The sequence below is a fragment of the Microbacterium sp. AC035 genome (genome assembly GCF_979258485.1).
In genome coordinates this window covers 208,161-220,962 of record NZ_OZ409858.1, presented here as the reverse complement: position 1 = coordinate 220,962, position 12,802 = coordinate 208,161, and the positions used below count along the sequence as shown (strand labels likewise).

Here is a 12,802-nt window from a genome sequence, read left to right as displayed (position 1 = left end):
CGTACGGGAGCCGACCGGGAGGATGCTCGGAGCGCACTCCCCGGCGGATGCGCGGACCGTCAGCGGCTGACGGCCGCCGTGTCGCTCAGTCCCGCGGATGTCAGCGTGCGCAGCAGCTGCGGCATCCAGTCGGACGGCGTCTCCTCGAGGGTGTCGCTGACCGGTCCCTGCTGCTGCGGAAGCGCCGCGGGATCGAGATCGTTGTCGATCAGGTAGACGACCTCGCCGGGCTTGACGTAGTACAGGCGCTCGCGTGCTTGCGTGGTGATGTAGGCAGGATCGCTCCAGCGCTCGCGCTCCTGCTCGAGCGCGGCGATCTGGTCTTCGGAGACCTGGATCGACTCCTCCAGAGCCGAGATCTTCTGCCTCTGGTCGATGAAGGTGCCCAGTGTCGGCACCAGCACCCAGGCCCCGAGCACGACGAGCGACAGCATGATGACCGAGAACGCCGAGAGACGGATGCCGGACGCCCACTCGCGCACATCGACTCGACGCTCCTGGGAGCCGCGATTCGCCGCTCCCCGCGGCTGGCGGGCCGGCGGCTTCACCGTCGTGGTGGGGCGGGAGGCACCCGAAGACGCCGAAGGAGGAGCCGGTCGTCGTGCCACGGCTCCTCCTCCGTACGTGCCGCTCAGGCGGCGTGTGTCTGTCTCAGCAGTGTTCAGCCCTGGTAGCGCGGGAACGCCGAACGGCCGGCGAAGACCGCCGCCTCGCCCAGCTCTTCCTCGATGCGCAGAAGCTGATTGTACTTCGCGACGCGCTCGCTGCGAGCAGGCGCACCAGCCTTGATCTGACCCGCGTTCGTCGCGACGACGAGGTCGGCGATCGTGGTGTCCTCGGTCTCACCCGAGCGGTGCGACAGCATCGCGGTGTAGCCCGAGCGCTGCGCGAGGCTGACCGCGTCGAACGTCTCGGTGAGCGTCCCGATCTGGTTGACCTTGACGAGCAGCGAGTTCGCGACGCCGCGCTTGATGCCGTCCGCGAGACGGGTCGGGTTCGTGACGAACAGGTCATCGCCGACGAGCTGGACCTTCGAGCCGAGAGCGTCGGTCAGGAGCTTCCAGTTGTCCCAGTCGTCTTCAGCCAGGGCGTCCTCGATCGTGACGATCGGGAAGTCGTTGACGAGGCCCTCGTAGTACTCGATCAGCTCGGGGCCGGTCCAGTCTTTGTTGTCGAGGCGGTAGACGCCGTCCTTGAAGAACTCGGTGGCTGCGACGTCGAGGCCCAGCGCGATGTCGGTGCCCGGCGTGAATCCGGCCTTCTCGATCGCCTTGACGAGGAAGTCCAGGCCCTCGCGGTTGCTGGGCAGATCGGGGGCGAAGCCGCCCTCGTCGCCGAGACCCGTCGCGTATCCGGCGGCCTTCAGCTCCCCGCGCAGCACGTGGTAGGTCTCGACACCCCAACGGAGCGCCTCGGAGTACGTCTCGGCGCCGATCGGGGCCAGGAAGAACTCCTGCATGTCGATGCCGTTGTCGGCGTGCTCGCCGCCGTTGATGACGTTGAAGAGCGGAACGGGCAGCAGGTGCGCGTTCGGTCCGCCCAGGTAGCGGAACAGGGGCAGGTCGGCGGAGTCGGCCGCGGCCTTCGCCACCGCGAGGCTGACGCCGAGGATCGCGTTCGCGCCGGTGCGCTGCTTGTTCTCCGTGCCGTCGGTCTCGATCAGGATCGCGTCGACGATGCGCTGCTCGCTCGCCTCCACGCCCTCGAGCGCCGGGCCGAGCTCGTCGATGATCGCGTCGACGGCCTTGACGACGCCCTTTCCGCCGTAGCGGCTCTTGTCGCCGTCACGGAGCTCGTACGCCTCGAATGCGCCGGTGGATGCACCGGACGGGACGGCGGCCCGCTGGACCACACCGTCGTCGAGGAGCACCTCCACCTCAACGGTCGGGTTACCGCGCGAGTCGAGAATCTCGCGTGCGCCTACAGCCTCGATCAGTGCCACTGATGTGCTCCTTGCTCAGAGAAAACGTTGTGTGGAGCGTCGTCGATCCGCGCCCAGTCTAGCCCGCTCGCCGCCGACCTCTCGGGTCCGTCTCGGCGGCTCACACCACGACGGCGAGCGCGAAGCCGTCCCAGCCCTTGGCACCGACCGTCTGCAGCGCGGTCGCGTCGAACCGCGGATCCTCCCCGAGCATCCGCAGTGCGTCTCTGGTGCCGACGACCTTGGAGTCCGTCGAGTCCGCACGCACGATCTCACCCTCTCGTCCGATGTTGTCGAGGATGACGACGGTTCCGGGATGCCCCAGCTTCGCCGCCCAGTCGAGGTAGACGGTGTTCGACTCCTTGTCCGCGTCGATGAAGACGAGATCGAAACCGCCGACGAGGGTCGGGAGCACGTCCGCCCCCCGGCCGATCCGGATGTCGACCCGGTCTCCGACACCGGCGGCATCGATGCTGGCGCGGGCGACGGCGGCGTTGTCGGCTTCGGCCTCGACCGTGACGACCCGGCCGCCCGGCCCCACGGCCCGCGCGAGCCAGATCGTCGAATATCCGCCGAGCGTGCCGATCTCGAGCACACGGCGAGCGCCGCTGATGCGCGCGATCAGGTGCAGCAGCTTGCCCGAGACCGGCGCGACCTCGATGGCCGGCAGCCCCGCGTCGCGCTGCGCGACGAGCGCCGCCTCGAGCTCTGGATCGTGACCGACGAGGGTGTCGACGAGATAGGCGTCGGCGTGGGACCAGGCGGCGGGAGTGGAATCCATGCCCTCAGCAAACCGCGAGGCAGTGGGACCGTCAAGAGGGGTGCGGCGACTGTCCTCCGTCGCGCGGAGCGGACAGCAGCCGACCGGGCGCTCCTGCCAGCTCGGGCTGCTGACGGAACTGTCCGGTGACGATGAGGATCGCGATCACGACCGCGGCCGCGATCCATCCGGCGATGCCCAGCGGGCCGGCGAGCGCGAGATCGGGCTGCGAGGCGGAGACGAGGATCACGAGGCCGGCCGCGGCGTTCAGCGAGCCGTGGGCGAGAACCGCCGGCCAGACGGACGCCGAGCGCAGACGCAGCCAACCGAGCAGGATGCCCCAGGCGACGCAGCCGCCGACCATGAAGAGCACACCGGTGAAGTCGGTGCGGCCGAAGTTGTAGCCGAGGAGGATCACCGGACTGTGCCACAGCCCCCAGATCGCTCCGCTGATCAGCAGGGTCGGCCAGGTGCCGAGGGGTCGCAGCGCCGGCACGAGCCACCCACGCCACCCCAGTTCCTCGCCGAAGGCCAGGACGCTGTTGAAGAGGGCGCCCAGCGGGATCATCGCGATCTGCGAGATCACGAGGAGCTCGACCGGCGGCATGGGCGTGCCCTCGGGAAGCATCTTCGTGAGTTCGGCCGAGAATCCCGCGAAGGTCGGATCGAGCCGGATGAACCCGAGCGCCGCGGCGAGCAGGATGCTGAGGCCCACGACGAGTGGAGGGGCGAGCCAGCCGATGACCATGAGCCAGACGACGCGCTTGGCCGGGCGCAGCGGCCAGAGCCCGAAGAAGCGCACCCGTTCGCCGGGGGCGGGGATGCGCATCGTGAAGGTGATCACGAGGGCTGCGACCGCGGGTGTCAGCATCATCACGGGCAGCAGGACACCCGCGACCGGCTCCGCGAGACCGTCGCCCAGCCACAGGGGCAGAGCCGCGAGCCAGGCGAGCCCGCAGGCGAGCACGGTGAACGCGATGACGGCGGCGATGCGGATGCGGTTCATGATGGTTCTCCTCGGTCGGATGCTCTGAGTGCGCGGGTCGGCGATGGGATCAGCGCCGCGCGGCTGCTGCGAGGACGGATGCGGCGGTGCCCGCGTCGTCGACCGTGACGACGAACACCCGCCAGTTCGTGCGGGTGACCTCGAGGGCCTCGCCGGCGCGCAGCACGAACCCGCGCCGTCCGTCCGTGCCGATGCGATATCCCCAGCCGCCGAACTCGGCGAACGGGTCGACCTGGATCGAACGGGTGCTCGCGATCTCGTCGGCCGGGATGGCGAGACGCGGCCATCCTGCCGCGGAGCGAACACGCAGCCCGGCCGGGCTCGCACGGACGCGGAAGGACAGCCCCGTGACGACGACCACCACCAGGAGGAGCGAGACCGCCGCCGTGATCCATCCCGCGGCGATCCCCTGCGCGAGCAGCAGGACAGTCATCGCGATCGCGAAGAACACCCCGATACCGAGCACGATCTGTCCCGACTTCGCGATGGACACGCTTCGCATCCACACCGCACGCTCGTGATCGGCCAGGGGCAGCGGCGGCGCCGGAGCATCGGACGGACGTGCGGGGATGGCGGTCTTCGGCTGCAGGAACCAGCCCGCCACGCTCAGGGCGGCCAGGACGACAAGGAACACGGGGACCCACGGCGTGATGTCGGCCGCGTCCGCGGCATCGGCGAGCCCCCGCTGCGCGGCGGTTGTGACGATGGCGAGCGTCGCCATCATCCCCGCCATGCCGAGGCTCGTCGCACCGAGCAGCCGCGCGGTCGCGGACCACTGCGGCTGCGGGACCGGTGCGGCAGCTCCCCGCTGCGGGAGTCTGTGGGAGAACAGCGCGATGAACGCGAACAGCACGACGACACCTCCGCCGAGACCGATCAGCAGGACGAGGGGCGTCCACCGAGGGGCGAAGCCGTCGACACCGTCGGGACCCCAGTGGATAGCCGCAGGGTCCGGCACCTCGGGGAGCCAGGCGAGCACGACGATGCTCGCGAGCGCGATCAGCGCCAGCGGGAGGATCACCCCCACCCACCAGTAGGCGGTGCGGGCTCTGCGGATCTCGGGGGTCATGCGTCGGTCTCCTTGATGAGGGCGGCCAGGGTCGTGGACGAGACGCCGAGCGAGGCGGCGCGGGCGACGAGCGCGGTGATGTCCTGTGCGAGCTCGGCCAGAGGTGCGGCGGAGGCTGCGACCACCGCTCCCCTGCCGCGACGCAGATCGATCAGACCCTCGTCTCTGAGCTGCTGATAGGCGCGGAGCACCGTGTGCAGATTGATCTCGAGGGCATCTGCCAGCTCGCGCGCGGCGGGCAGCCGATCGCCGGGGCCGAGCCGCCCGGTCAGGACGTCGGCACGGACGGACGCCGCGACCTGATCGAAGAGCGGCCGAGCACTGTCGGCATCGATTCGAATCAGCATCGCGTTCCTGAATTTCTACTAGTTATAGGAGAACTATAACAACTGTCGGAACCCTCCAGCAAGCTTCGCCTCCCTCGCTGCATCATCCACACTGACCTCATGCGCATCACTCCCCGCCGCCTCGCCACGGGCATGAGCCTGTGGATCCCCAACCTCTTCAGCGGAATCCGCATCCGCCGCTTCAGCGAGGACTGGACCCAGGCGACCGTCGAGCTGCACGTGAACGTCTTCACGCGCAATTACGTCAAGACGGCGTTCGGCGGCTCGATGTCGGCGATGACCGATCCCTACTTCTTCATGCTCGTGATGCACCAGCTCGGACGGGACTACGTGGTGTGGGACACCCGCGGCGAGATCGAGTTCCTCAAACCGGGCCGGGGAGTCCTCACCGCCGAATTCGAGGTCAGCAGGGAGCGGGCCGCAGAGATCCGCGAGCGTGCCCACGGCGGAGCGAAGGTGCTCGAGTGGTTCGAGACAGTGATCACCGACCGCGACGGCGATGTCGTCGCGAGAGTGCGTCGTGAGGTCTACATCCGAGAGAAGAAGCGCATCACCGCCACGCGGAGCTGACCCGCAGGGTGGCGCAGACACTCGGAGTTCACCCTCGCATGGCACGATGACGGGATGCCCCTCGCACGCCGCCTGAGACTCGGCGACGCCGTCGCCATCGGACTCGGGTCGATGCTCGGCGCCGGCGTGTTCTCGGTGTGGGCTCCGGCGATGGGCGTCGCCGGCAGCGGCATCCTGCTCGCCCTGGCGATCGCCGCGCTCGTCGCATACTGCAACGCCACCGCGTCTGCGCAGCTCGCCGCAGCCCACCCCGTGGCCGGCGGCACCTACGCGTACGCCAGAGCTGAGATCGGCCCGTGGTGGGGCTTCATCGCCGGCTGGAGCTTCGTGATCGGCAAGATCGCGAGCTGCGCCGCGATGGCCATGACCTTCGCCGCCTACGCGGCGCCCGAAGGCTGGCGGGTGCCGATCGCCTCGACCGCGGTCGTCGCTCTCGCGACCGTCAACTGCTTCGGCGTCACGCGAACCGCCCTCGTCACCCGGATCCTCGTCGTGTGCTCGCTGCTGGGGCTCGCCGTCGTCGTCGCGACCGGACTCGGCGGGTCGTCCGCAGCCTCCCCTGCCCCGCTCCCTGACGCCAGCGCATACGGCGTGCTGCAGGGAGCAGGACTGCTCTTCTTCGCCTTCGCGGGGTACGCGCGCATCGCGACGATGGGTGAAGAGGTCGTCGACCCCGCTCGGACGATCCCGCGGGCGATCGCCCTCGCACTGGGTGGTGCGGTCGCCGTCTACACGCTCGTCGCGATCACGGTCATCGTCGTGCTCGGCGGCGACGCGGCGACGAGCACGACGCCTCTGGCGGACGTCGCCGCGGCCACCGGCTGGCCGGCTCTCACCCCGGTGATCCGCGTCGCTGCGGCGGCAGCCTCCCTCGGCGCTCTGCTCGCGCTACTCACGGGCATCGGGCGGACGACCCTGGCCATGGCCCGCGAGCAGGATCTGCCGCGGTTCCTCGCGAAGATCGACGAGCGCTGGCAGGTGCCCCGCCGTGCCGAGATCGCGATCGCGATCATCGTCGTGCTGATCGTGTTCGTCGCCGATCTCCGCGATGCGATCGGATTCTCCTCGTTCGGGGTGCTGCTGTACTACCTCATCGCGAACGCCGCGGCGTTCCGACAGCAGGCGGAGGCTCGCCGCTATCCGCGCGCGTTGCAGGTCATCGGAGCGCTGGGGTGCCTCCTGCTCGTGAACACGCTGCCGGTCGTCGCCTCGGCGATCGGAACCGTGGTCGTGCTCCTCGGAGTGGTCTATCGGATGACGCGCCTCAGACTGTCGCGGTGATCAGGCCCGCGCGCTCTCGTCCCGGAACTGCTCAGACGACCCGGCACGATACGTCCGAGGGGCGATGCCGAGGATGCTGCGGAAGTCACGCGTGAGGTGGGCGTGATCGGAGTATCCGAGCTCGGCCGCAAGGCCCGCCAGGTCGACCCCCGGGTCGAGACGCATCCGCTCGGCCGCCTCCTGCAGGCGGCGCCGACGGATCATCGCCGCCGGCGAGACGCCGACATACCGGTGGCACAGCCGCTGCAGGGTGCGGGTCGAGACAGCGAGTCTCAGCGCCGCCTCCTCGAGGCTCCCGGCTGCATCATCGCCCATGAGCACTTCGACCAGCGCGTTCGCGTGCCGGGCACTCTCGTCGAGAGGTCCGACCCGGCGCACGAGCCAGTCGGACAGCACCGCGGCGGCACGCTCGCGGCGCCCCTCTCCCGTCGCCATCGCAGCACTCACCGCGTCAGCGAGATCGGGCGCATCGACTGTCTGCTCGGTGTCGACGAGCGTCCCCGGGTCGTCGACGAGTGCTCCCACAGCGCCGGGCCGCAGCAGCGCGCCGACGGCCCAGCCGGTGCCGGTCAGGTCGCGATGCGACGCCCGCGTCGTCGCGCCGGACAGGGTCACGACGCCCTGCTCGACCACGAGATTCAGCGCCGGGTAGCCGACGACCTCCTGGCGTGAGGATCGTCCGGGCTCGATCGACCACTCCGGGATCCAGAACCACACGACGAGATCCCGCGCGGCCGCAGCGGGCGGCAGACGGTGGAACTCGGGCAGCCGGGCCGGGTACAGCACCCCTCGGGTCGGACGCACGTCTACTCGTCGCTCGGGCGAGCCGCGGGAGGCCCCGCGACACGCGGCGATGGCGCCGCAACCGGATCAGCAGGCGGCCACACCACGAGCAGGAACGCCGCGATCGGTCCCAGGAAGACGGTGAGCACGAACCACGCCAGTGCAGACCTGTTGCGAGTGCGGGCGAACCCACCGGCGAGGATCGCGACGGTCAGCCACATCGCCGACACCGTCGGTCCGAGGTACTCGACATCCATGATCTCGACCCTACGACCCACGCCCCTCGAGCAGCCCTGTGCGCCGCAGTCTGTCGCGGATCTTCAAGCGCACGCCGCCCGCGAATCCGTACCGTGAACGCATGACCCCAGACAATACGACCGGCGTGACCGGCGCACACACCACCGACGGCCGCCCGCACAGCGCGACCTCGCTCACCCCGTTCCTCGCGATCCCCGGAGCCAGAGAGGCGATCGACTTCTATCGAGACGTCTTCGGTGCTCGCGTCGTCGACGTCACGGAGTTCGGGGGCGTCGTCGCCCACGCCGATCTCGACTTCGGCCTCGGCCGCCTGCAGCTGGGCGAGCCGAGCCCGGAGTATCACCTGGTGCCCGCGCCCTCGGGTGACGACGACTGCTACTCGATGGGCCTCTACGTCTCGGACGTCGACGCCGTGGTCGAGCGGGCGGTCACTGCGGGAGCGACGGTGCGAGAAGCTCCGTCGGCCTTCGTCTCAGGCGACCGATTCGCGAGCATCCGCGACCCTTTCGGCGTGCGATGGTCGGTGATGACCCGGGTAGAAGACCTCTCGGATGACGAGAGCGCGCGTCGCGTCGCCGAATGGGCCGCCTCGTTCAGTGCGGCCCCGGCTGACGACGCGAGCTGAGCGCCGCCTCCGCGGCGAGGCACGCGACAGGAAGCAGCACCTCGGCCGTGCGCCGATAGCCGAGCGCGCTCGGATGGAAGCGATCCATGCTGAACATGGCCTCCGGATCGTCGAAGAACATCGGACCCACGGCTCTGCGGAGATCGACAGGGCTCGCCCCCGCCGATCGCGCGGTCTCGGCCTGCGCTTCGGCCAACCTGCGAGACATGCTGGAGATCAGGCGCCGCAGCGGCTGCGGCACGGGGCGCAGCGCACCGAGGTCGGGGCATGTGCCGACGACCACCTCGGTGCCGCGGCGCCGCAGCTGCAGGATCGTGTCGCGCAGGTGCTGCGTCGAGACGGCGAGCGGGAGGCGGTGGGTCACGTCGTTCCCGCCGACCACGATCACGGCCACGTGCGGTGCATACCCGTCGGGCAGACCCGCCAGCTGGGCAGCGAGATCGGGCGACTCCGAGCCGACGACCGCGGCGGTGCGCAGGCGGACCGGTCGCCGCATGCGCCGCGCCATGCCCTTCGCGAGCCGACCGCCGAGCGTCTCCTTGCGGCGCTCGGCGCCGAGACCCGCCGCCACCGAGTCGCCCAGCACCAGGAGCTGCACAGGATCGCCGTCGAGCGCACGACGCCAGACGCGATCCGCATCGATCGACCGCTCGCCTAGCGGTTTGCCGATGCGCCGACGCGCGATCGCCGCCTGACGCGTCAGCACGAACCGGATGCCGACGGCGGCCGCGACCGACGCGGCACCGATTGCGGTGAAGGCGACGAGATGCTGTCGGCTCATGGTCTGATTCGATCCGACCGGCGTGAACGCCGAGTGAACGGCATCCGCAGTGTCCGTCTGCAGGACCGGGGCACGTCCGCAGGACGAAACCAGCGGTCTGCCCCTGCATCCCGTGCGGTCGTCCTGCAGACGGACTCCCGGGGTTCGAAAGCCGGGCCCGACGTTCGAAAGCCGGGCCCGACGGGCGAAGGAGGAGCCGAGCCTCAGGACAGGGGCTTGAGCTCCAGTTCGGCAGCGCCCGCGGACACGGTCGCGAACTCCGTGTATCCGTCGGCGGCCGAGCGCTCCAGCAGAGCCTTCACGTTCTTCGTGCGCCGTTCCAACCGCACCCTGGCACCGGATGCCACGAGTCCGGCCTTGTGAGCGACGAGCTCGGCGACCGGCACGTCGGCGTCGTGGATGAGCACGACGGCACGCTCGCCGGCATCCGCTCCCGTCGTCAGGAGATCGACGAGCCTCTCGAAGCCGAGCGAGAACCCCACGGCCGGGACCTGCTGGCCGAGGAACCGCCCGATCATCCCGTCGTAGCGACCTCCGCCGCCGAGCGAGTACGCCACCGACGGATGCGCGAGCTCGAAGATCGTGCCGGTGTAGTAGCCCATGCCGCGCACGAGGAACGGATCGAAGACCAGCGGGATGTCGGTCGCACCTCGACCAGCGGCGACGGCCTCGCCGATGCCGACGAGGTGCCCGACGATCTCCTCGGGCGCGTTCTCGGGGAGCGCCTTGCGTATCTGCCGCTCGCCGAAGGGGTTGTACTCCATGGTCTGCGGACGAAGGAGGAAAGCCTCGAACGCGTCGACGGCGGTCGCGGCCGAGCCGCGCTCGCGCAGTTCGGCAGCGACGCCGTCTGGGCCGATCTTGTCGAGCTTGTCGATCGTGATCAGAACGCCGGGGCGCTCCTCGCCCGTGAAACCGAAGCTGTCGAGCATCCAGTCGAGTGCCCGGCGATCATTGATGCGGACGGTCGCTCCGTCCAGGCCCAGCGCGTCGACGGCGTCGAGCGAGGCGACCATGAGCTCGGCCTCTGCTCGCGAGGAGTCGTCACCGATGATGTCGATGTCGCACTGCACGAACTGTCGGTAGCGGCCCTTCTGGGGGCGCTCGGCGCGCCAGACCGGCCCGATCTGGATGGAGCGGAACACGCCGGGAAGCTGCCCCCGATTGCTGGCGAAGAAGCGAGCGAGCGGCACCGTGAGGTCGTAGCGGAGTCCCAGATCGGCGAGTGCACCCTGGTCGTCGGCCGACTCGCGGATCGCCTCGGCGTCGAGGCCGCGGCGCAGCACGTTGTACGCGAGCTTCTCGTTGTCGCCGCCGATGCCGGCATGCAGTCGCGAGTACTCCTCGAGTGCGGGCGTCTCGATCTCGTCGAAGCCGTGAGACCGGTAGCGATCGCGGATGACCGAGAGGACTCGCTCACGGCGTGCCTTGTCGGCGGGGAGGATGTCGCGCATTCCGCGCGGCGGGTTCACAGTAGCCACGCCTCCATCCTTCCAGGTCGGCGGGGCAGGCCGTGGCCTCAGTCCCCCGATTCCGCCTCGCGGACCTCGTCCTCGATGCCTCGGAGCCGTTCCCGCAGTGCTCGTTCCGCATCCCAGCCCTCGGTGCGGGCGAGCGCGACGAGGCCCAGCAGCGCGTCGCCCAGCTCGGCTTCCGACGTCGGCCTCGCGGCAGCCTCCGCGGCATCCGGCTCGGCGTCGATGACACCGGCTCCGGCAGCTCGACCGACGATCTTCTGCGCCAGGGCGAGCGCCGGCATCCCGCGCGGGATCCCGTCGAGCACGCTTCGTCTCGTGCGCTTCTCCGCCGCCTTCGCGGCGTTCCAGTGCACGAGGACCTCTTCGGGCGTCGTCGCGGTCTCGCCGCCGAACACGTGAGGGTGCCGACGCACCATCTTCTCGGTCAGCGTGGCCGCCACATCGTCTATGTCGAACGGGTCGTCCGGATCCTGCGCAGCGATGGCGGCGTGGAACAGCACCTGCCAGAGCAGGTCGCCGAGCTCTTCGCGCAGATCGTCGCGCGTGCCGTTCTCGACCGCGTCGATCACCTCGTGCGACTCCTCGATGAGATACGGCACGAGATCGCGGTGCGTGATCTGCTGAGACCAGACGCAGCGCTCTCGTACCTCCCGCATCGTCTCGGCTGCGGCGCGAAGCGCGTCGCGGTCGCGGTCTGCGCTCACCGGCACTGCCTCGGACATCGCTCTCCCTGCCGTCATCGTCCCTGCCTCCTGGTCACGGGGTCACGACGCCCAGGCGTCGGTAGGTGCGGGCACGGAGCGAGACGATGACGCCCGACAGGATGAGCGCCGCGAGCGAGCCGACGAGCACGCCCAGGATCGCCTGGTCGCGAATGCCCGCATCGGTCGCGAAGGCGAGATTGGCCAGCAGCAGCGAGACGGTGAAGCCGATCCCCCCGAGCGCGCCGGCGGCGAAGATGTCGGCGAACGGCAAGGCGGGCGCTGAACCTCGGGGCCGGATCCGCATCGCCAGCCATCCGAACAGCGAGATTCCGACGATCTTGCCGATGGGCAGGGCGACGACGATCCCCCAGAAGGCGGGCGACAGCTCGGACGGTGCGAGAGCGGGGATCACCACGAACGCGGCCACGAAGGCGAAGAGGGGCAGGATCGCGCCGTTCACCGTCGGCTCGAGAGCGTGACGGGTGCGCGCGGCAGGGACGGGCGACATCACGAGCCCGAGCATCACGCCGGCGATCGTGGCATGGATTCCAGACGACGCCACGAGGCCCCAGGCGACGATGCCGACCACGACCATCGCGACGGCGATCGCCGGGTGCCCCTTGGCGTGCAGCAGTCTGCTCAGCAGCCAGAAGGCCACGACCGCGACGACGGCGAGGGCGAGGAACAGCCACTGCACATCGTGGGCGAAGAGCACGGCGATGAAGATGATGCCGATGATGTCGTCGAGGATCGCCAGCGCGAGCAGGAACACCCGCACGTTCGAGGGCAGCCCGCGGCCGAACATGGCGAGGACGCCGAGCGCGAAGGCGATGTCGGTCGCGGTGGGGATGGGCCAGCCGGTGGCGGTCGCCGAGTCGCCCGCGATGAGGAGATAGACGGCGATCGGCACCAGCACGCCCCCTGCGGCGGCGATCGCCGGCTGCACGGCCTTGCTCGGAGAGTCGAGCTCGCCGTGGGTCAGCTCGTGTCGCAGCTCGATCGCCACGACCAGGAAGAACACCGCGAGCAGCCCGTCGGACACCCAGTGCTCGATCGAGAGGTCGAGGACGGTGCCGGGGACCGCGATATGGAAGTCGAGGACTGCGGCGAGCGCATCGTGCGACGGGAGATTCGCCAGGAGGATGCCGAGTCCTGCCGCGACGAGGAGGAGGACAGCGGGGAACTGCTGACCTCGGAGGGGGTTCGCGGAGATGCGCAT

15 protein-coding genes are annotated in these 12,802 nt (G+C 69.8%); 3 read left to right on the top strand and 12 right to left on the bottom strand.

The genetic code is table 11. The annotated features are described in order from the left end of the window. Positions 1-59 precede the first annotated feature (59 nt). From ACZ0AA_RS00975 to ACZ0AA_RS00950, 6 genes are all read right to left on the bottom strand, one after another. On the bottom strand, positions 60-608 hold the full coding sequence (locus ACZ0AA_RS00975; protein WP_463511895.1) for an FtsB family cell division protein: 549 nt from the start codon (positions 606-608) through the stop codon (positions 60-62). 53 nt (positions 609-661) lie between these two features. Then, the gene (eno, locus tag ACZ0AA_RS00970) at positions 662-1,942 is read right to left on the bottom strand and encodes a phosphopyruvate hydratase (RefSeq protein ID WP_400861481.1); all 1,281 of its coding nucleotides are present in this window, start codon (positions 1,940-1,942) and stop codon (positions 662-664) included. A 100-nt stretch (positions 1,943-2,042) separates the two neighbouring features. Next, complete coding sequence (locus ACZ0AA_RS00965) at positions 2,043-2,702, bottom strand: O-methyltransferase (protein ID WP_400861483.1); 660 nt, start codon at positions 2,700-2,702, stop codon at positions 2,043-2,045. A 31-nt stretch (positions 2,703-2,733) separates the two neighbouring features. Beyond that, positions 2,734-3,687 carry a CPBP family intramembrane glutamic endopeptidase gene (locus tag ACZ0AA_RS00960; protein ID WP_400861486.1) on the bottom strand — a complete coding sequence of 318 codons (954 nt, stop codon included), beginning with the start codon at positions 3,685-3,687 and terminating at the stop codon, positions 2,734-2,736. 49 nt (positions 3,688-3,736) lie between these two features. Continuing rightward, positions 3,737-4,756 carry a DUF1648 domain-containing protein gene (locus tag ACZ0AA_RS00955; RefSeq protein WP_463511894.1) on the bottom strand — a complete coding sequence of 340 codons (1,020 nt, stop codon included), beginning with the start codon at positions 4,754-4,756 and terminating at the stop codon, positions 3,737-3,739. Next, positions 4,753-5,103 (bottom strand): GntR family transcriptional regulator, encoded by a 351-nt coding sequence (locus ACZ0AA_RS00950; RefSeq protein ID WP_400861490.1) that lies wholly within the window; start codon positions 5,101-5,103, stop codon positions 4,753-4,755. The genes ACZ0AA_RS00955 and ACZ0AA_RS00950 overlap by 4 nt, the downstream gene beginning before the upstream one ends. Positions 5,104-5,202: 99 nt before the next feature. Between ACZ0AA_RS00950 and ACZ0AA_RS00945 the strand changes: the two genes are divergently transcribed. Both ACZ0AA_RS00945 and ACZ0AA_RS00940 read left to right on the top strand, forming a co-directional pair. Continuing rightward, positions 5,203-5,673 (top strand): PaaI family thioesterase, encoded by a 471-nt coding sequence (locus ACZ0AA_RS00945; RefSeq protein ID WP_463511893.1) that lies wholly within the window; start codon positions 5,203-5,205, stop codon positions 5,671-5,673. A gap of 54 nt (positions 5,674-5,727) precedes the next feature. Continuing rightward, a complete protein-coding gene (locus tag ACZ0AA_RS00940; protein ID WP_400861495.1) occupies positions 5,728-6,954 on the top strand; it encodes an APC family permease in 1,227 nt (408 codons plus the stop codon). Here the strand turns inward: ACZ0AA_RS00940 and ACZ0AA_RS00935 are convergent, their stop codons facing one another. Next, on the bottom strand, positions 6,955-7,758 hold the full coding sequence (locus tag ACZ0AA_RS00935) for an AraC family transcriptional regulator (protein ID WP_400861498.1): 804 nt from the start codon (positions 7,756-7,758) through the stop codon (positions 6,955-6,957). 2 nt (positions 7,759-7,760) lie between these two features. Then, on the bottom strand, positions 7,761-7,994 hold the full coding sequence (locus tag ACZ0AA_RS00930) for a hypothetical protein (RefSeq protein ID WP_400861500.1): 234 nt from the start codon (positions 7,992-7,994) through the stop codon (positions 7,761-7,763). Between the two features lie 101 nt (positions 7,995-8,095). Here ACZ0AA_RS00930 and ACZ0AA_RS00925 point away from each other — a divergent pair, with 101 nt between their 5' ends. After that, a complete protein-coding gene (locus tag ACZ0AA_RS00925; RefSeq protein WP_400861503.1) occupies positions 8,096-8,620 on the top strand; it encodes a VOC family protein in 525 nt (174 codons plus the stop codon). Here ACZ0AA_RS00925 and ACZ0AA_RS00920 read toward each other — a convergent pair. From ACZ0AA_RS00920 to ACZ0AA_RS00905, 4 genes are all read right to left on the bottom strand, one after another. Continuing rightward, on the bottom strand, positions 8,589-9,401 hold the full coding sequence (locus ACZ0AA_RS00920; protein WP_400861505.1) for an SGNH/GDSL hydrolase family protein: 813 nt from the start codon (positions 9,399-9,401) through the stop codon (positions 8,589-8,591). The genes ACZ0AA_RS00925 and ACZ0AA_RS00920 overlap by 32 nt on opposite strands. A 203-nt stretch (positions 9,402-9,604) precedes the next feature. Then, positions 9,605-10,855, bottom strand: a complete 1,251-nt coding sequence (locus ACZ0AA_RS00915) for a histidine--tRNA ligase (RefSeq protein ID WP_463513806.1) — start codon at positions 10,853-10,855, stop codon at positions 9,605-9,607. A gap of 65 nt (positions 10,856-10,920) precedes the next feature. Then, positions 10,921-11,601: a nucleoside triphosphate pyrophosphohydrolase gene (locus tag ACZ0AA_RS00910; RefSeq protein WP_400861508.1), complete on the bottom strand. Its 681-nt coding sequence runs from the start codon at positions 11,599-11,601 to the stop codon at positions 10,921-10,923. A 34-nt stretch (positions 11,602-11,635) separates the two neighbouring features. Next, a complete protein-coding gene (locus ACZ0AA_RS00905; protein ID WP_400861510.1) occupies positions 11,636-12,802 on the bottom strand; it encodes a Na+/H+ antiporter NhaA in 1,167 nt (388 codons plus the stop codon).